19 protein-coding genes are annotated in these 20,367 nt (G+C 63.5%); 14 read left to right on the forward strand and 5 right to left on the reverse strand.

Translation table 11 applies throughout. From position 1 onward, the window contains the following. Positions 1-9 precede the first annotated feature (9 nt). The 9 genes from ccoO to A9D15_RS09115 are packed head-to-tail and all read left to right on the forward strand — an operon-like array spanning position 10 to position 7,681. Entirely contained in the window at positions 10-759 is a 750-nt protein-coding gene (gene ccoO / locus A9D15_RS09075) for a cytochrome-c oxidase, cbb3-type subunit II (RefSeq protein WP_066764140.1), read from the forward strand. Further along, positions 756-926 carry a cbb3-type cytochrome c oxidase subunit 3 gene (locus A9D15_RS09080; RefSeq protein ID WP_066764142.1) on the forward strand — a complete coding sequence of 57 codons (171 nt, stop codon included), beginning with the start codon at positions 756-758 and terminating at the stop codon, positions 924-926. Before ccoO ends, A9D15_RS09080 begins: the two co-directional genes overlap by 4 nt. Beyond that, entirely contained in the window at positions 919-1,839 is a 921-nt protein-coding gene (gene ccoP, locus A9D15_RS09085) for a cytochrome-c oxidase, cbb3-type subunit III (RefSeq protein WP_066764146.1), read from the forward strand. The genes A9D15_RS09080 and ccoP overlap by 8 nt, the downstream gene beginning before the upstream one ends. Further along, positions 1,826-3,358: a cytochrome c oxidase accessory protein CcoG gene (ccoG, locus tag A9D15_RS09090; protein ID WP_082924371.1), complete on the forward strand. Its 1,533-nt coding sequence runs from the start codon at positions 1,826-1,828 to the stop codon at positions 3,356-3,358. The genes ccoP and ccoG overlap by 14 nt, the downstream gene beginning before the upstream one ends. 2 nt (positions 3,359-3,360) lie before the next feature. Continuing rightward, positions 3,361-3,828, forward strand: a complete 468-nt coding sequence (locus A9D15_RS09095; RefSeq protein WP_066764149.1) for a FixH family protein — start codon at positions 3,361-3,363, stop codon at positions 3,826-3,828. Beyond that, positions 3,825-5,957 (forward strand): heavy metal translocating P-type ATPase, encoded by a 2,133-nt coding sequence (locus A9D15_RS09100; RefSeq protein WP_268237097.1) that lies wholly within the window; start codon positions 3,825-3,827, stop codon positions 5,955-5,957. The genes A9D15_RS09095 and A9D15_RS09100 overlap by 4 nt, the downstream gene beginning before the upstream one ends. Further along, positions 5,954-6,103 carry a cbb3-type cytochrome oxidase assembly protein CcoS gene (ccoS, locus tag A9D15_RS09105; protein ID WP_066764153.1) on the forward strand — a complete coding sequence of 50 codons (150 nt, stop codon included), beginning with the start codon at positions 5,954-5,956 and terminating at the stop codon, positions 6,101-6,103. Before A9D15_RS09100 ends, ccoS begins: the two co-directional genes overlap by 4 nt. Continuing rightward, entirely contained in the window at positions 6,100-6,321 is a 222-nt protein-coding gene (locus A9D15_RS09110) for a hypothetical protein (protein ID WP_066764155.1), read from the forward strand. The genes ccoS and A9D15_RS09110 overlap by 4 nt, the downstream gene beginning before the upstream one ends. Positions 6,322-6,340: 19 nt before the next feature. Further along, positions 6,341-7,681, forward strand: coding sequence for a radical SAM protein (locus A9D15_RS09115; protein WP_308419925.1), 1,341 nt, complete (start codon positions 6,341-6,343; stop codon positions 7,679-7,681). Here the strand turns inward: A9D15_RS09115 and A9D15_RS09120 are convergent. Genes A9D15_RS09120 through A9D15_RS09130 form a run of 3 tightly spaced genes read right to left on the reverse strand, consistent with a single transcriptional unit; the run spans position 7,678 to position 10,606 of the window. Continuing rightward, complete coding sequence (locus A9D15_RS09120; RefSeq protein WP_066764157.1) at positions 7,678-8,157, reverse strand: NUDIX domain-containing protein; 480 nt, start codon at positions 8,155-8,157, stop codon at positions 7,678-7,680. The two genes, A9D15_RS09115 and A9D15_RS09120, sit on opposite strands and share 4 nt — an antisense overlap. Beyond that, positions 8,150-8,788: a 6-phosphogluconolactonase gene (locus A9D15_RS09125; protein WP_425304727.1), complete on the reverse strand. Its 639-nt coding sequence runs from the start codon at positions 8,786-8,788 to the stop codon at positions 8,150-8,152. The genes A9D15_RS09120 and A9D15_RS09125 overlap by 8 nt, the downstream gene beginning before the upstream one ends. A 42-nt stretch (positions 8,789-8,830) precedes the next feature. Next, a complete protein-coding gene (locus A9D15_RS09130; protein ID WP_066764158.1) occupies positions 8,831-10,606 on the reverse strand; it encodes a gamma-glutamyltransferase family protein in 1,776 nt (591 codons plus the stop codon). A 184-nt stretch (positions 10,607-10,790) separates the two neighbouring features. Between A9D15_RS09130 and A9D15_RS09135 the strand changes: the two genes are divergently transcribed. Then, positions 10,791-12,239: a hypothetical protein gene (locus tag A9D15_RS09135; RefSeq protein WP_172807504.1), complete on the forward strand. Its 1,449-nt coding sequence runs from the start codon at positions 10,791-10,793 to the stop codon at positions 12,237-12,239. Here the strand turns inward: A9D15_RS09135 and A9D15_RS09140 are convergent. Further along, positions 12,221-13,681: an ArnT family glycosyltransferase gene (locus tag A9D15_RS09140; RefSeq protein ID WP_066764162.1), complete on the reverse strand. Its 1,461-nt coding sequence runs from the start codon at positions 13,679-13,681 to the stop codon at positions 12,221-12,223. The genes A9D15_RS09135 and A9D15_RS09140 overlap by 19 nt on opposite strands. Before the next feature lie 101 nt (positions 13,682-13,782). On the opposite strand from A9D15_RS09140, the gene A9D15_RS09145 reads away from it, so the two are divergent. After that, on the forward strand, positions 13,783-14,544 hold the full coding sequence (locus A9D15_RS09145) for a hypothetical protein (protein ID WP_066764164.1): 762 nt from the start codon (positions 13,783-13,785) through the stop codon (positions 14,542-14,544). Between the two features lie 92 nt (positions 14,545-14,636). Here A9D15_RS09145 and typA read toward each other — a convergent pair whose 3' ends face one another. Beyond that, the gene (gene typA, locus A9D15_RS09150; protein WP_066764165.1) at positions 14,637-16,460 is read right to left on the reverse strand and encodes a translational GTPase TypA; all 1,824 of its coding nucleotides are present in this window, start codon (positions 16,458-16,460) and stop codon (positions 14,637-14,639) included. Positions 16,461-16,739: 279 nt separating this feature from the next. Here typA and A9D15_RS09155 point away from each other — a divergent pair, with 279 nt between their 5' ends. From A9D15_RS09155 to A9D15_RS09165, 3 genes are all read left to right on the forward strand, one after another. Further along, on the forward strand, positions 16,740-19,403 hold the full coding sequence (locus A9D15_RS09155; protein WP_066764168.1) for a TonB-dependent receptor: 2,664 nt from the start codon (positions 16,740-16,742) through the stop codon (positions 19,401-19,403). Positions 19,404-19,530: 127 nt separating this feature from the next. After that, entirely contained in the window at positions 19,531-19,932 is a 402-nt protein-coding gene (locus A9D15_RS09160; RefSeq protein ID WP_229660400.1) for a DUF805 domain-containing protein, read from the forward strand. Positions 19,933-19,968: 36 nt separating this feature from the next. Beyond that, the gene (locus tag A9D15_RS09165; RefSeq protein WP_066764174.1) at positions 19,969-20,367 is read left to right on the forward strand and encodes a DUF805 domain-containing protein; all 399 of its coding nucleotides are present in this window, start codon (positions 19,969-19,971) and stop codon (positions 20,365-20,367) included.

The raw sequence follows: 20,367 nt of genomic DNA on the forward strand, positions 1-20,367 counted from the left end.
GTTTCAGCCATGAGCATGACCGAAAAGCACAAGAAGCTTGAAAAGAACGTCACGCTGCTGGGCGTGGCCGCATTCGCCACCGTCACCATCGGCGGCATCGTGGAAATCGCGCCGCTGTTCTGGATCGACAACACGATCGAGGAAGTGGAGGGCATGCGCCCCTACACTCCGCTCGAACAGGCGGGGCGCGACATCTACGTTCGCGAAGGCTGCCATGTCTGCCACAGCCAGATGATCCGCCCCTTCCGGGACGAAGTCGAACGCTATGGCCACTACAGCCTTGCGGCCGAATCGATGTACGACCACCCGTTCCAGTGGGGGTCGAAGCGCACCGGGCCGGATCTGGCCCGCGTCGGTGGCCGCTATTCGGACGAATGGCACGTCCAGCACCTTCAGAACCCTCAGTCGGTGGTGCCTGAAAGCGTGATGCCGCAATACGGCTTCCTCGCCGAAACGCCGCTGTCGGTTCACGACATGGGCGCGAACCTGACGGCCCTGTCGCGCGTGGGCGTGCCCTACACCGACGATATGATCGAGAACGCCGATGCCGACATGAAGGCGCAGGCGAACCCCATGGCCGACACCACGGGGCTTTCCGAACGCTATGGCGAGACTGTCAACCTGCGCGACTTCGACGGCAAGCCGCAGAAGCTGACCGAAATGGACGCGCTGATCGCCTACCTGCAGGTGCTGGGCACGATGGTCGACGTCAACGCCGCCGCCGCGCAGGAAGAGCTCGCCTCGGAGAAGGGCCGGTGACGGGCCACTCCTTCTACGAAACGCTGCGGCATCTCGCCGACAGCTGGGGCCTCCTCATCATGATGCTCGCCTTCCTCGTGCTGGCCGCATGGCCTTTCCGGCCCGGCGCACGCCAGCGCAATGAGGATGCCGCGACGATGATCTTCAAGGACGAGAACGATGGCTGAAAAGCGTCTGGACGAAGCCACGAACACCGAAACCGTCGGCCACGAATGGGACGGGATCGAGGAACTGAACACCCCGTTGCCGCGCTGGTGGCTATGGACCTTCTACGCCACGATCGTCTTCGCGGTCGGCTATGTCGTCGCCTATCCGGCCATCCCGATGGTCAACAAGGCAACCGAAGGCATGATCGGCTGGTCCAGCCGCGGTCAGCTGGCCAAGGAAATGGACGCCGCGAGCAAGCAGCGTTCCGAGGTCGTGGCGGCGCTTGCCAAGACACCGATCGAACAGCTCGATCCGGAATCGCCGCTTATGCGTGCCGCGATTTCCGGCGGTGCAGCGGCCTTTCGCGTCAACTGCGTCCAGTGCCACGGTTCGGGCGCGGCGGGGTTCAAGGGCTATCCCAACCTCAACGACGACGACTGGCTGTGGGGCGGTGATATCAAGGCCATCGAATACACGCTGGTCCACGGCATCCGTCAGCCCGATGCGGACGAGACCCGCTTTTCCCAGATGCCCGCGTTCGGCCGCGACGGCATTCTGAGCAGTGCGGAAATCTCCGACGTCACCAGCTTCGTGCGCAGCTTGTCCGATCTCGAACCGGCCAGCGCGGCATCGCAGCGCGGCGCCGCCCTGTTCGAAGCCAACTGCGCCGTCTGCCACGGCCCACAAGGCAAGGGCATGCGCGAGGTCGGTGCGCCAAACCTTGCCGATGCCATCTGGCTCTATGGCGGCAGCCGCGAGGACGTGACCGCGACGATCACAAACTCGCGCTACGGCATGATGCCCGCATGGGGCGAACGGCTCGATCCGGTGACGGTGAAGATGCTGGCCGCCTACGTCCATTCTCTCGGCGGCGGTGAAGATTTCATCGATGTCGCCGAAGACCCCAAGGTTGAGGTCGATGAAGCCCCCTGACCCCCTGCCCGAAGGTGATCTTCTGGATCGCGCGCTCGTTGCAAAGGATGCCAATCCGGCAACGGCGCGCAAGCCTTCCACGCCGGCCCCGGACGTGCCACCCTCGCTCTACGAGGAGCATACGACCGTCCATCCCAAGCGCATCGACGGCCGGTTCCGCCGTTTCAAGTGGCTGGTCATGCTCGTCACGCTGGCGATCTATTACGGCACGCCGTGGATACGCTGGGACCGCGGCCCCTATGCCCCCGACCAGGCGGTCCTGATCGACCTGGCGAACCGCCGCTTCTACATGTTCGACATCGAAATCTGGCCGCACGAATTCTACTTCGTCGCGGGTCTGCTCATCATGGCGGGCATCGGCCTGTTCCTCGTCACCAGTGCGGTCGGCCGCGCATGGTGCGGATACGCCTGTCCGCAGACGGTCTGGACCGACCTGTTCCAGCACGTCGACCGCTTCGTCGACGGCGATCGCAATGCCCGCATGCGGCTCGACAAGGCGCCGTGGGGCGCGGGCAAGGCGGCACGCAGGTTCTGGAAGTGGACGATATACCTCGTCATCTCGTTCTGGACCGGCGGTGCATGGATCATGTACTTCGCCGACGCCCCGACGCTGACCCGCGAATTCTGGGCAGGCGATGCCGCTTTCGTTGCCTATGCCACTGTTGCCGTCCTGACCGCGACGACCTTCTGGCTGGGCGGGTTCATGCGCGAACAGGTCTGCGTCTACATGTGCCCCTGGCCGCGTATCCAGACCGCGATGCTCGACGAAAAGTCGCTCATCGTCACGTACAAGCACTGGCGTGGAGAACCGCGCGGCAGCCTCAAGAAATCCCAGAAGAACCCCGACACGTTCGGCGACTGCGTCGACTGCAACCAGTGCGTCGCCGTTTGCCCGACCGGGATAGACATCCGCGAAGGCGCGCAGATCGGCTGCATCACCTGTGCGCTGTGCATCGATGCCTGCGACAAGGTGATGAAGGAAGTCGGCCGCCCGCGCGGGTTGATCGATTACGCAACGCTGGAAGATTGCGAGCGCGAGGCCGCAGGCCATGCGCCCCGCCCCGTGATCAAGACGCTGATGCATCCGCGCACGCTGATCTATTTCGGCGTCTGGTCGGCGATCGGCGTCGCACTGCTATTCGCACTGGGTTCGCGTGAACGCACGGGCATCACTGTCCAGCCCGATCGCAACCCGCCCTACATGCTCTTGAGCGACGGGTCGGTTCGCAACAGCTACACGGTGAAGCTGCGCAACATGCAGAGCCGCCCGCGCGAGATGGAGCTATCCATCGTGGGCCTGCCCGGCGCGACGATGTGGACCGATGACATGAACCGCGACTCGGCGGCCCGTGCTATAGTCCGCGAAGTCGCCGCCGACGTCGCCTTGCCGCTTCGCGTCTACGTCATGGCCCCGCGCGGCAGCGAAGAGCAGGACTTCAGCTTCAAGGTCACCGCCCTCGACGCAGAGGGCGAGACCGACAGCACCGAAACCGCTTTCAACGCGCCTGAGGCACCCTGATCATGAGCAAGACCCCCTCTGCTGCAAAGCCCCGCTTCACCGGAAAGCACATGACCGCGATCCTCGTCGCGGGATTCGGCGTGGTCGTATCGGTCAACTTGGCTATGGCTACGCTGGCCAGTTCCAGCTTCGGCGGCGTTGTCGTCGAAAACTCCTACGTCGCAAGCCAGAGCTTCAACGAGTGGCTGGACAAGGCCGAGGCATCGGACGCGCTGGGCTATTCGGTCGAACCGACCCGCCGCGCCGACGGCCTGGTGACCCTAACAACCGATGGCGTTCCGGTAGGCGCGCAAGTCACGGCCATCGCCCGCCACCCGCTGGGCCACTTGCCTGACGAGGCACTCGTCTTCGTGCTGACCTCCGACGGCAGCTGGGCCAGCACCAGCCCGCTTCCCGCAGGCCGCTGGACGCTACGCTTCGACATCGCGGCGAACGGCAACCAGTGGCGCGGGGAAAGGCATCTGCCGTGAACGCGGTCGTCCCCCGTACGACTGACGCTTCTGCCTGTATCGACAGCCGGTTTACCGTGCCCGGCATGCGCTGTGCCGGCTGCATCGGCAAGATCGAGCGCGGGCTTGCCGAAATTGCGGGCGTTGCCGCCGCGCGCGTCAACTTTTCGGCCAAGCGCGTCGCGGTCAGCCATGCACCCGACCTGACCGACGCGCAGATTGTCGATGCCCTGAACCACCTGGGTTTCGAGGCACAGCCAGTCGCGGAAAACCCGCTGGCGCGCGACGATGCGGAAACCAAGCGCTTGCTGCGCGCGCTGGCCGTCGCGGGCTTTGCCATGATGAACATCATGCTGCTGTCCGTCGCGGTATGGTCGGGCGCGGACGGCATCACGAAGGAACTGTTCCACTGGCTGTCGGCAGCCATCGCACTGCCCGCCGTCGCCTATGCAGGGCGGCCCTTCTTCGCCTCTGCCGCGATGGCGCTGCGCTATCGCCGGACCAACATGGACGTGCCGATCTCCATCGGCGTTCTGTTGGCCACGGGGATGAGCGTCTATGAAGTCCTGACCGGCGGCGAACATGCCTATTTCGACGGCGCGGTCATGCTGCTGTTCTTCCTTCTGGCGGGCCGCGTGCTCGATGCCGTGATGCGCGACAAAGCGCGTTCGGGCATCGCCTCGCTGCTCTCTCGCATGGGCCGCGGCGCGCAAGTCGCCTATCCGGGCGGCGAGACGAAATGGGTCGACGCCGCCAACCTTGCGCCGGGCATGATGATGCAGGTCGCGGCGGGCGAAGCACTTGCCGCCGATGGCGAGATCGTGACGGGCGAAAGCCGGTTCGACCGGTCCATGCTGACGGGCGAAAGCGTGCCCGAACCGGCGGGACCCGGGGATATCGTCCACGCCGGCACGATCAACCTCTACTCCCCCGTCACCGTGCGCGTAACCGCAGCGGCGGAAGATACCGCGATTGCCGACATCGCCCGCCTGATGGACGAGGCCGGACAGTCGCGAAGCAAGTACGTGCGCGTCGCGGACCGGGCCGCGCGGCTCTATGCTCCGGCTGTCCACTCGCTCGCCGCGCTGACGTTTGTCGGCTGGATGATCGCAGGCGCGGGCGTGCACCAGTCGCTCCTGATCGCGATCGCGGTGCTGATCATCACTTGCCCTTGCGCTCTGGGCCTTGCGGTTCCGGCCGCGCAGGTTGTGGCCGCGGGCGCGCTGATGAAGCGGGGTCTGCTGATCAAGGACGGCAGCGCGCTCGAACGCCTTGCCGAAGTGGATCACGCCCTGCTCGACAAGACGGGCACGCTGACACTGGGCGAACCGCGCCCATCCTCGATCGCCGCACTGGGCGAGGAAGACCGCGCTGTTGCCCTCGCACTCGCGCAGGCCAGCCGCCACCCGCTCAGCAAGTCGCTGGCCACGACGCTACGGCAGGTAGGCGTTACCGCCGCAGACGTGACCGATATTGACGAAACACCGGGCGAAGGATTGCGCGGCCAGTTCGCAGGTCGCACCGTGTCGCTGCTGCGCCCCGAACACGGCGCCGAAGGACTGGCCGTCGCGCTGCGTAACGAAGAGCGCGAGTTCATCATCCTTTTCACCGACCCTTGGCGTTCCGATGCGGCCGAGGCGATCGACGCCCTCGCCTCGCTCGGCGTTCCCAGCGCCATCGCCTCGGGCGATACCAGCGACGCGGTATCCAAGGCGTCGTGCGAGTTCGGTATCCCGGCCACCGGCGGCATGTCGCCTGCCGACAAGCTGGCCGAGCTGGAGCGCCGCCGCACAGAGGGGCAGAAAGTGCTGATGGTGGGCGACGGATTGAACGATGGTCCCGCCCTTGCCGCAGCGCACGTTTCCATCGCGCCCGGCGGGGCGAGCGACGTCAGCCAGCAGGCCGCCGACGCGGTCTTCGTTGGCGAAGCACTGATGCCCGTCGCGCTGGCGATCCGCGTCGCGCGCCGCACGATGAAGACGGTGCGGCAGAACCTCGCCATGGCAGCAGGCTACAACGTGCTGGCCGTGCCGATCGCCGTCGCGGGCTATGTCACGCCGCTGATCGCCGCGATCGCAATGTCGCTGTCCTCGCTCATCGTCGTGGGCAATTCGCTGCTCCTGGCGCGCGCTGCACGGGACCCGAAATGAACGGTCTGATCTTCCTGATCCCCGTCGCGCTCGGCATGGGCGGGCTGGGCCTGGCCGCGTTCTTCTGGTCGATGCGCAGCGGCCAGTACGAGGATCTAGACGGTGCGGCCCAGCGTATTCTCCTCGATGACGAGGACCCGGCGTGAACGGTCTTCTGACCAGCCTTGCCGCCGTCGCGCTTGTCCCCGCGATGACTGGCGTGCCGCCCGAACGGGCAGCCCGCACGATCACGGTGGCCCTTTGCACCGGCGGCACGATATCGATCCCCATCGACGGGCGGGCACCGGCCAAGGGCGTCGCCCCCTGCTGCGCCAAGGGGTGCCGTTCACGCCGTAAAACGAAGACACCGCAAGCCGCTGATTGATCGAGAGCAATGAAGCTCCGTGGCAAGGCGCGATAGAACCGCTTTCATCATGTGGCCCTACCTTCCCGAACTGCTGGCCGTACCCGTGCCGCGCTACACCAGCTACCCCACCGCAGCCGAATTCGGTCCGGCGGGAGAGGACGATTTTCTAGCCGCGCTGGACAGCGCGAATGGCGATGTCTCGCTCTACGTCCACATCCCCTATTGCCACGAGATCTGCTGGTACTGCGGCTGCAACACGGGCGCCGCGAACCGTCAGCAACGTCTGGCCTCCTATCTGGAGGCATTGCAGGCAGAAATCGTGATGGTCGGCAATCGCCTGCCCGCAGGCGCACGGGTGCGCTATATCGCGTTCGGCGGTGGGAGCCCCAATGCTATCGCACCGATCGAATTCGTGCGGCTGGTCGACGCGCTGACGCTGGCCTTTCCGCTGGTCGATCCGGTCATCTCGGTGGAACTCGACCCGCGCACCCTGACGGAACCGTGGCGCGACGTTCTGGGCCACGTCGGCGTCGAACGCGCCAGCCTTGGCGTGCAGACATTCGACCCCGCGATCCAGCAGGCCATTGGCCGGGTGCAACCGGTCGAACTGATCGAACGAGCGACCGACATGCTGCGGCGCGCGGGCGTGACATCGCTGAATTTCGACCTGATGTACGGACTTCCGGGGCAGGACCTTGAACGCCTGCTGTCATCGGTCGAGATGGCCGCGCGGCTTGGGGCGGACCGCATCGCGCTGTTTGGCCTTGCTCACATCCCGTCAATGTTCCCGCGCCAGAAGAAGATAGACGGCACCGCCCTGCCCGGCCCGCGCGAACGGTTCAAGATGATGCAGGCGGGATACGACCGGCTGCTCAGCCACGGCTACGACCAAGTCGGCTTCGATCACTTCGCGCTGCCCGGCGATCCGCTTTCGCGTGCGGCATTGAGCGGGAAGCTGCACCGCAATTTCCAGGGCTTCACCGACGATGCCGCGCCCGTCGTGATCGGCATGGGCGCCAGCGCGATCAGCCAGTTCCCGCATGGCATTTACCAGAACGAGAAGGCGGCAGGCCGCTATCGCACGATGATCGGCGAAGGCGTCCACCCGACGATGCACGGTATCGCCCGGTGCGAGAGCGACCGTCGGCGCGGGCGCGTGATTGAACAGATCCTGTGCCATGGGCGTGCAGCGATGGACGTCGAAGTCCTGCAATGCGCCATGCCGCGCCTGCAACCGTTCCTTGACGCGCGACTGTGTCACGTGGTCGACGGGCAGCTTATCCTGACAAGCGATGCCCTGCCCTATGCGCGCGGGATCGCGGCCTGTTTCGATCCCTATCGCGAAAAGAGCACGCGCAAGTTCAGCAGCGCGGTTTAGGCGACAGCCCTGGCGATATAGTTGCGCGCCCATTCGGGCGTGGTCGCGGGCAGATCATCGTGGGCGAAGAACGCGACTTCGGCGATTTCGCGATCGTCGGCGACGGGCGTTCCTGCATAGCTGGCGGCAAAGACGCTGACCGTGTTGGTCGCGCCATGCAGGTCGATTTCCTCGGTATGGACAAGGGTTATCGCGATGACGACCACGCCCACTTCCTCACCCAGTTCGCGGCGCGCGGCGACTTCGGGGTCTTCGCGGGCGCGCACGCCGCCTGTCGGCAGGTGCCATTCGTCCCGCTTGCGATAGGAATGGCGCACCATCAGCACTTCGCCCGCATCGTTACGGGCGACGACGGCGCAGCCTCTCAAACGCGGCTTGCGCCATGCCCACCAGCGCCTCCGCACCAGTTCGGCCACGCGCAGCAGCCTGCGGTGCAGGCCCGCGGGCAGAAGGTTCGCAAAGGGAACGTCAGGCAAAGCAGGTGACTTCGCCCCGCGAATGACCCAACAGCCGCGCGACGGGCAAGTCGTTCTCGCCCCTGGCCGCTTCCTCGAAGACCTTCAGCTTGTCCTCACCCCGGATCACGAACATCAGCGCCTCTGCCGAAAGCAGCTTGGGCAGCGTCATCGTCACGCGGTCGAACGGCGCTTCGGGCGGAAGCGGATCCGGGGTCAGCCGGCGGACCTGCTTTTCGTCTTCAATTTGCGGATCGGTGTTCGGGAACAGCGAGGCGATATGCCCGTCGCCGCCCATGCCCAGCCACGCCAGCGCGAAGTGCGGCGGCTGACTGCCTTCATCCAGCGGCGTGACGCAGGCGCCGGTGCCTTCCAGCGTCGCGGCAAGACGGCCGAAATTGCTCGCCTCGTGATCGGCGGGCACGCAGCGATCATCGCCCGGCCAGATTTCCAGCCGCGACCAGTCGAGATCCTTCTTCGCCAGTTCGGCAAGGATCGGAAAAGGGGTCGATCCACCCGGCACGGTAATCGCGACCGTCCCGTCGCGGCGGTCCAGTTCACGGGCAAGGCGCGTGGCCAGCCAGTCGGCGATCTCGGCGTCGCTGGCGCCGTGGTGGAATGCGATTTCGGTCAGCACTGGGGTATTCTCCAAAGGGGTCGTACAGCAGGAACGCGCGAACGCCTCCGCGTGTCCTCAATATCCGGCAGCGATCCCGTCCTTACGCATCTCGGTCGCACCGGTGTAGACGCCGGTCTCCGGATCGCGGGCAATCGCCTGATACCCGCCGAAGGGAGCGCCGGTGTAGTCGTATTTCACCTTGTGCCCCATCGCGCGCAGCTTTTCCGCCGTTTCCTCAGAAATACCCGCTTCGATGAACAGCGTGCCCAGCGGGTCCGCGGAGGGACCGTCCATATCCTCGGTCGGCTGACGCCCGCCATCGTGCATCAGGCGCGCCGCATCGCCCGCTTCCTGCAGGTTCATCCCGAAATCGACGATGTTGATCAGGATCTGGACATGGCCCTGCGGCTGCATCCCGCCGCCCATCAGGCCAAAGCTCATCCACGGCTTGCCGTCCTTCTTGATGAAGGCGGGAATAATCGTGTGAAAGGGCCGCTTGCCCGGCGCATAGGCATTGGGGTGTTTCGGATCGAGGCTGAAGAGTTCGCCGCGATCCTGGAACATGAAGCCAAGGCCATCGGGCGACAGGCCCGAACCCATGCCGCGATAGTTCGACTGGATAAGGCTGACCATCATGCCGTCCTTGTCGGCGACTGTCAGGTACGTCGTGTCGCCCTCACCCTCCAGCTTGGGCTCACCCGGCGCGAAGTCGGCGCTGGCCTTCGCCGGATCGATCATCGCGAACCGATCTCGCCCGTATTCGTCCGACAGAAGGTCCTGCGGAAAGGCCGAGAAATCGGGATCGGCATAGAATCGCGCCACATCGGCAAAGGCCAGCCGCTTGGCCTCTGTAATGTAGTGCAGCACTTCGGCGGACCCGCGCGGATATTGCGACAGGTCGACGTTCTTCAGGATGTTGACCATCTGCAGCGCGGCAAAGCCCTGTCCGTTGGGTGGCAGTTCGCACAGTTCGTACCCGTCCTTGTAGGCGACGCAGACCGGCTCAACCCAGTCGCTGTGGTGCGCGGCAAAATCCTCATACCGCAGGGCGGAACCGGTCCGTTCGAGATAGTCCGCCATCGTGCGCGCCATCGCGCCCTTGTAGAATTCGTCGCGCCCCTTCTCACCCAGCGTTTCCAGCGTGTGGGCCAGCCTGGGGTTCCTGAACACGTCGCCCGCCTTGGGCGCGCCGTCCGCGAACCAGACCGAGCGGGCGTTGTCGAATTCTGGGATCATCGCCTTGCGCCGCTCGAACGCCTTTAGACTACGGTCGAGGTAATAGCCGATGACAGGCGCAACCGGATGGCCTTCGCGGGCATAGCGCACAGCGGGGGCCAGAACCTCGCTCATCGGCAGCTTGCCGTACTTCGCGTGCATTTCGAACCAGGCATCGACCGTGCCGGGAATCGTGACGGGGAGCGGCCCTACCGGCGGGAGCGAAGTCGCATCGCCCAGCTTTGCCTTCAGCTGCTTCAGCGTCTGCCCCTTGGGCGTGCGGCCCGAACCGTTGATGCCGTGCATCTCTCTCGTCGCGGGGTCGAGAATGATGGCGAACAGGTCGCCGCCGATGCCGTTGCCGGTCGGCTCCATCAGGCCCAACGTCGCATTGGCCGCGATCGCCGCATCGACCGCGCTGCCGCCCTGCTTCAGGATGTCGAGCGCCACTTGCGTCGCCAGCGGCTGCGCCGTTGCCGCCATGCCGTTCATCGCCATGACCGGACTGCGCGACCACTCCGCCCCGACAGGCCGCCCGCCAGCGCCGATCTCTTCGGTGGCAGGCTTGTCCTGTGCCGCTGCGGGCATTGCGGCAATCATCAAGCCAAGAGCGGCAGGAATGAGGGTTCTGATCATGACGGAAGTCCGGCCTTCGCGTGGGGAAATGGTTTCAATCGAGACCACGCTATGAGCGCACAAGACGCAGGGCAAGAGGGCTGCACCGTCGAGCCATCTTGCGCAGGCGCGGTCCAGCCGTCAAACATCGGCACCGATGGGGGAAAAACGAAAATCCGGCAGCCTGCCTGCCCTGAGCGCGCCGTTGCGACGCATGATCGTCGTGGCGACGATCGTGCTCTTTGCGCTGGCCTGGCGATACACGCTGTTCGGCAATCCGACGCTGCACGTTGACGACGAATTCTACTTTCTCGTCGGGCAGAGGATGCATCAGGGCGACCTGCCCTATGTCGACCTGTGGGACCGAAAGCCCTTCGGCCTGTTCCTGATCTATTACCTGATCGGGTTCTTTTCGGATCAGGTGATATCCTACCAGATCGCGGCATGGCTGTTCGTTAGCGCGACGGGCGTGGCGATCTACGCCATCGCGCGTCAATGGACGACGCCGCTCGCCAGCCTGCTGGCCGCGCTGCTCTACGTGGCATCGCTTAGCGTGTTCGGAGGACAAGGCGGACAGGCGCCAATTTTCTATAACCTGCTCATCGCCATAGCCGCGCTGATGATCGTGCGATGGACGCGGGACGACAGCGACCACGCCGACTGGCGCGTGTGGCTGGCCATGGCGATGTGCGGGCTTTCCCTGACCGTGAAGCAGACCGCCATCGCAGAGAGCGCGTTCTTCGGGCTGTTCGTGCTTTACCGCCTCTACCGCAACGGCGCCGGACCGGCGCGGCTGGCGGCAATCGCGTCAATCGCTATGGTGATCGGCATGGCGCCCTTCGCGATGACGGGCGTGTTCTATGCTGCATCGGGGCATTGGTACGAATTCTATCAGGCGATGTTCCTGTCGAACCTCGACAAAGCCTATCCCGACGCGGAAGATATGGCGCGGCGAGCACTGCTGCGGTTCATTTACCTGCTGCCCATCGGCATCGGGATCGCGCTGACCTTTACCGGACGTGCGGGGCTTGCTGCAAAATATCGCGTCTTCGCGGAAGGATGGCTGGTCGCGGCGGTCGTCGGCGTCGCGCTCGTCCCGAATTTCTACATCCATTACTTGCTGCCGTTGCTGCTGCCGGTCGCGGTCGTGGCTGCTCCTGCATTCGGTATCAGGTGGATCGGCCCGGCAATTGCGCTTGCCTCGATAAGCTATGGCACGGTCACGGCACCGCCGTTTCAGCAAAAATATACGGACCTTTCGAAGGCAGATTTCGACGCACTGCTCGCGGCGCTGCCGTCAGATCCAGAGGCTAGAGTGCTGGTCTTCGAAGGGCCGGTGATGGTCTATCATTATCGCAATCAAGGCGACTTGCCGGTGCTGACGATGCCAAACCACTTGGCGAACGAAGTCGAGCGCGATGTCGCACATGTTTCGACAATGGATGTCGTTACGGAGGAACTGAACAAGCGCCCCAGCGCGATCGTAATGCTTACCAAGCCGCGGACTCTTCCGATCAATGCCCAGACCTGGTCGGCGATTGAACACTTTGCGCGCAAAAACTGCGCTCTGAAGAGAGAGATTATTGTTACGGAGCAATGGGCGCGCTGGAAAGTTCTCGCTTATACCGGCTGCATTCAATCAGGACAGGCGTAGATCGCAATATCGCGCGACGAGAGGTCCGTCTTTTCGACGAGCGAGCAGTTTGCGTGGACATAGCTTTCGACGCGTTTTCGGTTCTCGCGGTTCGGCCTGGCCACCAACAAGACTGGCGCGATGACGATGGCGCCTGGGCGATGACTTAGAATTTTGCCAAGCTCAATCGATTGATCTACTCTCAAAGATCGACCTTCGAGCGCATTGTTTAGGTGATCGGCATAGATGTACCTCGTCGGAAGGCACGTATTCACGAGCGAATAGAGCGCAGTCGGACCATCGAAAACGTAAAGGCATCGATGCGCTGAGACGTGGGGGGCGGCGCCAGCCGCCAGTTCTTTCATCGCGGTTTTCTGACGGCTGGCTTCCTCCCATTGCGGGACCACCCGCCCCGCCCAGAATCCAATTGCCAGCAAAGCGATTGCCACCCCCTTCCCGATGAACGGCTCATCCAGCAACCAGATTGCGAGCAGGTTTATCCCAATCGCCGCCGGAATGAAGTAATAGATGTAGGCAGAGCCGAGCGCGAAGTAGGACACGAGCGCCGCCGCCGCATAGATGAGAACGATCGCTCTCGACGCATCGAACCGCTTGCGCACCAGAACGAGCAGTACGGCCGCGACCGCGGCGCAGGCAGGGAACAGCGCCTTGACCAGGATGACCTGCCCCCACAGTTCGATCGACCCGCCCGATGGCCGTTCGCGCTGCAGGATCGAGAAGAAATTTGCGAACATGAATGCATCGAAATGGCCCATCGCGGCATAAGTCAGCACCGCGAGCAAAGTCGGCAGCAGCCCGAGAAGTGCGAAGGCGGCGACAAGACCCATCACCCGAACCGGATCGCGAAACCGCCGCCATGCCATCGCCATCAGCGCCAGACCGCAAGCCGCGCAGACGAAAACGGTCGTGTACTTGATCTGCAGAGAGAGTCCGCCGATCGCCATCGCAAAAAGCGCGAATTTGACGAAGCGGCGGAGCTCCTCTGCCTCTCCGGCGCGCAAGGTGAACAGCAGCATCAACAGGGTCAACGGGATATAAAACACCTCGCTCTGCCCGACAGGGCCGTAATACATCGGAAAGACCAGCAGGCAGAGAAGACCGCCGGTCAAGCTCGCGAATTGCCCTGCGAAACGCCGCGAAATGGTCCAGGCCAACCAGGCCGTCCACGCCGCACTCAGTGCCGCGAGGATCTGGTAGCCATAGACGCTGCCACCACTAATCAACGCTCCGAAAGCATAGATCAGGAACAACCCGATCGGTTTCCGGTCCCACAAATCGACGTAAGGCACGTACCCGTCGAGCATTCGCGAACCGATGAGGTGGTAGAGCTGTTCGTCGAAATCGGGCGCCGGATTGCCGAAATGCGGCCAACGCAGCAGGGCCGAGCAGATCGAAAACGCCGCAAAAACGGCCAAGCCCTCCCACCGGGTACGGTTCTGCACGATAGACGACCCCCTGAACGCATCTGCACCGGCACCGGCCGTACCGACGATGCCCCGCCCGGGACCTTGCCGATTGCTGCGCGATGCCGCAACTACGGGTGATGGCAAGTCCGACAGTTATCGTCACCGCCTTGTTCGTCGCGGTCTTTTCGGCGGTACATCTCAATGTTCATCGGCTGGTTTTCCTGGACGTGAAGCCGCGCAGTGCTTGGCTCTCGTTCTCGGGCGGGGTGGCGGTGGCCTATATCTTTCTTCACGTCCTGCCCGACCTCGGCACGCACCAGAAGACGTTCGCGCAGGAACTGCAGCTTTCCAGCACCCTGGCCGAAAGCCTTGTCTATGCGCTTACGCTGATCGGACTGGTGTGCTTCTACGGGCTGGAGCGGATGGTGAAGATCTCGCGCAGCCGGTCGCGCGCGAAGGGTCAGGGCGACCGGATCGAGGATCATCTCGAGTGGGTCCATGCCGGTTCCTACGCCGTGCTGCACCTGCTCATCGGCTATCTGCTGCTGCACCGGGAAGAAACGGGGCCGTGGTCGCTCGGGCTTTATTTCGTGGCGATGGCACTGCATTTCCTGACCAGCGACTACGGCATGCGGATCGACCATCCAGAGGCTTATGAAAAGCGCGGACGGTGGGTGCTGGCGGCCAGCGTCGTCATCGGCTGGGCGCTTGGCCTTGCGGTTTCGCTGCCTCTGGTCGCGGTCGGATTTCTCTTCGCATTCCTCGCTGGCGGTATCATCCTCAACACGCTGAAAGAGGAATTGCCCGAGGACCGGTCGAGCCGGTTTCTGCCCTTCCTTGGTGGGGCACTGGTCTATTCGCTCATCATGCTGGGCGAGCGGACGATGGGCCAGGCGTGAGAGACGCCGATCGCCGTTTCGAGGCGCAGCAAAACAAAAAAAGGCCCGTTCAGTCAGCGAACCGAACGGGCCTTTTTTGCGAATGGGCCGGCTTACGCCGCGTCGGCCTTGCGACGGGCCTTTTTGCGTTCGTGCGGGTCGAGCAGGGCCTTGCGCAGGCGGATCGTCTGCGGCGTGACTTCGACCATTTCGTCGTCGTCGATGTAGGCGATGGCCTGTTCCAGCGTCATCTTCTTTGGCGGCGTCAGGCGGATGGCGTCATCCTTGCCGGTCGAGCGGAAGTTGGTGAGCTGCTTCGACTTGAGCGGGTTGACTTCAAGATCGTCCGGCTTGGCATTCTCGCCGATCACCATGCCTTCGTAGACCTTTTCCTGCGGGCTCACAAATAGGATGCCGCGGTCTTCGAGCGCGTTGAGCGCATAGCCGACGGCCTCGCCCGTGCAGTTCGAGATCAGGACGCCGTTCTGACGGCCCTCGATCGGGCCCTTGTACGGGCCGTAACTGTCGAACAGGCGGTTCATGATGCCCGTGCCGCGCGTGTCGGACAGGAATTCGCCGTGATAGCCGATGAGGCCACGCGACGGGGCGAGGAAGCCAAGGCGGGTCTTGCCCGGGCCCGAGGGGCGCATCTCGGTCAGCTCTGCCTTGCGGCGCTGCATCTTCTCGACGACCGTGCCCGAGAATTCGTCATCGACGTCGATCACGACGGCTTCGTACGGTTCGGTCCGCTGGCCGTTCTCTTCGCGCAGCAGAACGCGCGGACGCGAAATGCCAAGCTCGAAACCTTCGCGGCGCATCGTCTCGATCACGACGCCAAGCTGAAGTTCGCCGCGGCCTGCGACTTCGAAGCTGTCCTTGTCGGCCGATTCGGTAACGCGAATGGCGACGTTGGTTTCCGCCTCGCGCAGCAGGCGGTCGCGGATCAGGCGGCTCGTCACCTTGTCGCCTTCGCGGCCCGCGAACGGGCTGTCGTTGACGGCAAAGCGCATGGCCAGCGTCGGCGGATCGATCGGCTGTGCGGCGATCGGCTCGCTCACCGACGGGTCGGCGATGGTGTTGGCAACGGTCGCCTTTTCAAGGCCAGCCAGCGCGATGATGTCGCCTGCGCGTGCTTCTTCCACGGGCACGCGTTCAAGACCGCGGAACGACAGCAGCTTTGAAGCGCGGCCGGATTCGATAACTTTGCCGTCCATGTCGAGCGCACGGATCGGGTCGTTGACCTTGATCGTACCCGAATGGACACGACCGGTCAGAACGCGGCCCATGAAATTGTCGCGGTCGAGCAGCGTAGCAAGGAACGTGAACGGCGCATCGACATCGAGGCCCGGGGCCGGAACGTGATCGCGGATCAGTTCGAACATCGGCGTCAGCGTGCCGTCGCGCGCGGTGATGTCCTCGCTGGCATAGCCGTTGCGGCCCGATGCGTAGAGGATCGGGAATTCAAGCTGCTCGTCGTTGGCGCCCAGGTTCACGAAAAGGTCGAACACTTCGTCGAGCACTTCTTCGGGACGGCCGTCGGGGCGGTCGATCTTGTTGACGACGACGATGGGCTTGAGGCCAAGCGCCAGCGCCTTGCCGGTCACGAACTTGGTCTGCGGCATCGCGCCTTCGGCCGAATCGACCAGCAGGATCACGCCGTCCACCATCGACAGGATGCGTTCCACCTCTGCGCCGAAGTCGGCGTGACCGGGGGTGTCGACGATATTGATGCGTAGGCCTTCCCACTCGATCGAGGTCGGCTTCGCGAGGATGGTGATCCCGCGTTCCTTTTCCAGATCGTTGGAATCCATCGCACGTTCTTCGACGCGCTGGTTGTCACGGAAAGTGCCCGACTGGCGGAACAACTGGTCAACCAGCGTGGTCTTGCCGTGGTCGACGTGGGCGATGATAGCAATATTGCGCAGCTCGGCGGACATGGTCGAAAGCCTCGAAAATTCGTGTGTTTTATCGGGTATGTGCAACGCGGGCCGAATATCCACCGGCGAGGCGCCGGGCGCCCTACCGAAAATGATGCGATGCAGCAAGCAAATAAGGGCGTGGCACTGGTGCAACGCTTTGGGCAATTAAATGACCTATACGTAAAGGAGGCGTTGCCGGGCGCGATTTTGTCGCTTATGCATTAGCTGAAACCGCCGGTACCCCCAAACTGGAATACTAAACGAATCCGGCAGGTTGAGAGAAGAGGATAATTGCCGATGAAACCGATTCGCAACGGTCGTTCTGCCGTTCGTGCCGCTTTGTCGTCCACTTCCGCTCTGGTCGCATTCGTCTCCGCCCCCGCCCTGGCCCAGGATGCCACGGACGAGGTCGAGTACGCCGAACCGGCCACCGACTACGCGGAACAGTCGAGCGACAGCAACACCATCATCGTGACGGCCACGAAGCGCGAACAGACGCTTCAGGACGTGCCGGTTGCGGTGACCGTGACGACCGAGGAAGATCTTGAGCGCGCCGAAATCCGCGACCTCAAGGATCTCACCAGCATTGCGCCCTCGCTGAAGGTGACGCAGCTGCAGTCGAGCGCGAATACCAACTTCATCATTCGCGGCTTCGGCAACGGCGCTAACAACGCAGGCATCGAACCGTCGGTCGGCGTCTTCGTCGACGGCGTGTACCGTTCGCGCTCGGCCGCGCGCATCAACGACCTGCCCGACCTGCAGCGCATCGAAGTGCTGCGCGGTCCGCAGTCGACACTGTTCGGCAAGAACGCCAGCGCCGGTGTCATCTCGGTCGTGACGGCAGAGCCGCGCTTCACGTTCGGCGGCGAAGCCGAAGTGAGCTACGGCAATTTCGACTCGATGGTCGCCAAGGCGAATCTCTACGGCCCGATCACCGACACGATCGCGGCCTCCATCGGCGGCGGCATCAACAAGCGTGACGGGTATGTCACCGACCTCGGCACCGGCGGCAAGACGAACGAGCGTGACCGCTGGTTCACCCGCGGCCAGCTGCTGTTCGAACCGGGCGGCGTCTTCAAGGTCCGCCTGATCGGCGATTACGAAAAGACCGACGAAAACTGCTGCGCCAACGTGCTGCTGCAGGAAGGTCCGATCGGCGCCGCGATCACCGCCCCCGCCCCGTTCGGCCTTGGCGCCGGCAATTCGGACCCCAACGATCCGTTCGCGGATGTCATCTATTCGAACTTCCCCAGCTCGAACGACATCGAGAACTGGGGCTTCTCGGGCCAGATGGACTTCGGCTTCGGTCCGTTCAAGCTGACTTCGATCACCGCCTATCGCGGTGTCGACGCCATCACGAACCAGGACTCCGACTTCACGGGTGCGGACCTCATCAGCCGCAACTTCCAGGACCTGTCGATCCGCACCTTCACGCAGGAATTCCGCGCAAACGCCTCGTTCGGTCCGGTCGACCTTCTGCTGGGCGCGTTCTACTTCGATGAATCCATCGATCAGACGAACCAGCTCTACTACGGCGACGACCTGCGCCAGTTCGCGAACATCGGCATTGCCGGCCTTAGCGGCGGTGCCTTCGACGTGCCGAGCCTGGAACAGTTCTTCGGCCAGCTGGCCGGTGCGCCGGGCGCGTTCGACAACCAGTTCTTCATCGGCGGCCGCGGCCTCGACGAAGCCTATACGCTCGACAACCAGGCACTCAGCCTGTTCGGGCAGATGGACTTCTACGTCACCGATCGCCTGACCCTGACGGCCGGCATCAACTACACGAAGGACAAGAAGCAGTTCACCACCAACGTGGTCAGCTCGGACGTCTTTTCTTCGCTCGACCTCGACGCCTTTGTGCAGGGCGCGACGCAGGCCGGCATCAGCCAGACCATCGGGGGCATCCTGGGCGTTCCGGGCGGCTTCGCCTCGGCCCAGCAGATCGCGGCTTTCGCAGGCAGCCAGCCGGCCCTCTATCAGCAGATCGCCACCGGCGCCGCTGCTGCGGCGGCGCCCATCGGCAACCTTGCCGCGTTGCAGTACCTGCCGCCGTTCCTCAACGTTCCGAACTCGGTCGAGAGCGGGAAGCTGAGCGACGACGACATTTCGTACACGCTGCGCCTTGCCTACGATGTGACCGACAACCTCAACGCGTACGTTTCGTATGCGACGGGCTACAAGGCACCGTCGGTCAACCTGTCGCGCGACAGCCGTCCGGCATTTTCGGATCGAGCCGCGATCGAGGCCGCAGGTCTCGACTTCCCGACGCAGGAATACGGCAGCCGCTTTGCAGGCGCCGAAGATTCCAAGGTGCTCGAACTCGGCCTGAAGGGCGACTTCGGTCCGGCGAACTTCACGTTTGCTGCCTTCAAGCAGTCGATCACCGGCTTCCAGTCGAACATCTTTACCGGCACCGGCTTCTTCCTGGCCAACGCGGGCAAGCAGGAAGCCATCGGTTTCGAATTCGACGGCTCGGTCCGCCCGGTCGAACCGCTGCTCCTGCGCATGGCGGTCACTTACCTCGACAGCGAGTACAAGGACTTCCCGCTGTCGGGCGTGGGTGACCTTTCCGGCAGGCCCGTGGCGGGCGTTCCGGCGATTTCGGCGACGTGGTCGGCCCAGTACACGCATGAATTCGGCAATGGCGACGCGATCATCGCGCGTGGCGACTATCACCACGAATCGCAGGTGCAGATCGTCGAGGGCCTGCCCGGCTTCATCGATTTCGGCCAAGCCGCGGCGATTGGCGCTGCAGCGCAGTTCCAGCGTGAAGTGAACGAAGTGAACGCCTCGCTGACTTACGCGATGCAGAACGGGCTGCAGTTGTCGGTTTGGGGTCGCAACCTCACGAACGACCGCTACCTGCTGTCGATCTTCGACACGCCGATTCAGCCGCTCAGTATCTCGGGCTATCCGAACCAGCCGCGCACTTACGGCGTGACGGCACGTTACAAGTTCTGAGCCGCTTAAAGGCTCAGGGAGGGAGAGGGGCTGCACCGCAAGGTGCGGCCCCTTTTGCTTTTGGGCAAAGTTCAGGCAATAAGTCGCTACAGGGACTTATTCGGAAGGGGAAATATTCGTGGAATGGATGCTGATGCCGTACCGGCGTTACTTCGAGTTTTCGGGCCGCTCGCGGCGCAAGGAATACTGGATGTTCGCGCTGTTCAACTTCCTCGTCTACCTCGCATTCATGGTCCTCATGTTCGCTCTCGGCGGGTCGATGCAATATAACGGAGAGGCCGCGATGGGGCCGCTTGTCTCGGTCGTCATGATCGCGATGTTCATCTGGGCCATCGCGACGATCATCCCGTCGCTCGCCGTCACGTTCCGCAGGCTTCACGACACCGATCATTCGGCATGGTGGATCCTCATCGGCCTGGTCCCGATCATCGGCGGACTGGTCCTGCTTTACTTCTACCTGATCGAAGGCACGCACGGGGCCAATCGCTTCGGGCCCGATCCCAAGGAAGGCGAAGCCCGCGGCGTCTGAGGCGCATTTCAACCACGACAACCGGGGGGATTGTCGATGAATACGATCTTTGCGCCATACCGGCGCTATTTCGAGATTGCGGGACGGTCCAGCCGCACAGAGTATTGGGGTTTCATCGGCCTGATACTCATGCTCTGGGCCGGCGCCGTTCTCTTGGGCTATGCCTTTGGCGGCAGGCTGGAAAAAGGCGCGCTCGTCGGCGGAAGCGCGATGGTCGATGTCGTCAACATGGCCTACACGCTCTTCGTGCTCGGCTCTCTGATCCCGTCGCTCACCGTGTCGATCAGGCGCCTGCACGATGCCGGGCATTCGGGCTTCTGGATGCTGATCTACTTCGTGCCGCTCATCGGCGGGCTGTTCATGCTCTACATGATGCTGAAGACCGGAGATCTAGGCTCGAACGCCTATGGCCCCGATCCGCGCGTCCCGTATTGA

Origin of the sequence: Croceicoccus pelagius, assembly GCF_001661915.1 — a bacterium.
GTDB classification, from domain to species: Bacteria; Pseudomonadota; Alphaproteobacteria; order Sphingomonadales; family Sphingomonadaceae; genus Croceicoccus; species Croceicoccus pelagius.

What these genes read in the sequence shown, in the direction of transcription:
- ccoP (WP_066764146.1), top strand. Translation starts at nt 919, where the DNA reads ATGGCTGAAAAGCGTCTGGACGAAGCCACGAACACCGAAACCGTCGGC.
- A9D15_RS09130 (WP_066764158.1), bottom strand. Translation starts at nt 10,606, where the DNA reads ATGATCAGAACCCTCATTCCTGCCGCTCTTGGCTTGATGATTGCCGCA.
- A9D15_RS09095 (WP_066764149.1), top strand. Translation starts at nt 3,361, where the DNA reads ATGAGCAAGACCCCCTCTGCTGCAAAGCCCCGCTTCACCGGAAAGCAC.
- ccoS (WP_066764153.1), top strand. Translation starts at nt 5,954, where the DNA reads ATGAACGGTCTGATCTTCCTGATCCCCGTCGCGCTCGGCATGGGCGGG.
- typA (WP_066764165.1), bottom strand. Translation starts at nt 16,460, where the DNA reads ATGTCCGCCGAGCTGCGCAATATTGCTATCATCGCCCACGTCGACCAC.
- A9D15_RS09145 (WP_066764164.1), top strand. Translation starts at nt 13,783, where the DNA reads ATGGCAAGTCCGACAGTTATCGTCACCGCCTTGTTCGTCGCGGTCTTT.
- ccoG (WP_082924371.1), top strand. Translation starts at nt 1,826, where the DNA reads ATGAAGCCCCCTGACCCCCTGCCCGAAGGTGATCTTCTGGATCGCGCG.
- ccoO (WP_066764140.1), top strand. Translation starts at nt 10, where the DNA reads ATGAGCATGACCGAAAAGCACAAGAAGCTTGAAAAGAACGTCACGCTG.
- A9D15_RS09160 (WP_229660400.1), top strand. Translation starts at nt 19,531, where the DNA reads ATGCTGATGCCGTACCGGCGTTACTTCGAGTTTTCGGGCCGCTCGCGG.
- A9D15_RS09155 (WP_066764168.1), top strand. Translation starts at nt 16,740, where the DNA reads ATGAAACCGATTCGCAACGGTCGTTCTGCCGTTCGTGCCGCTTTGTCG.
- A9D15_RS09165 (WP_066764174.1), top strand. Translation starts at nt 19,969, where the DNA reads ATGAATACGATCTTTGCGCCATACCGGCGCTATTTCGAGATTGCGGGA.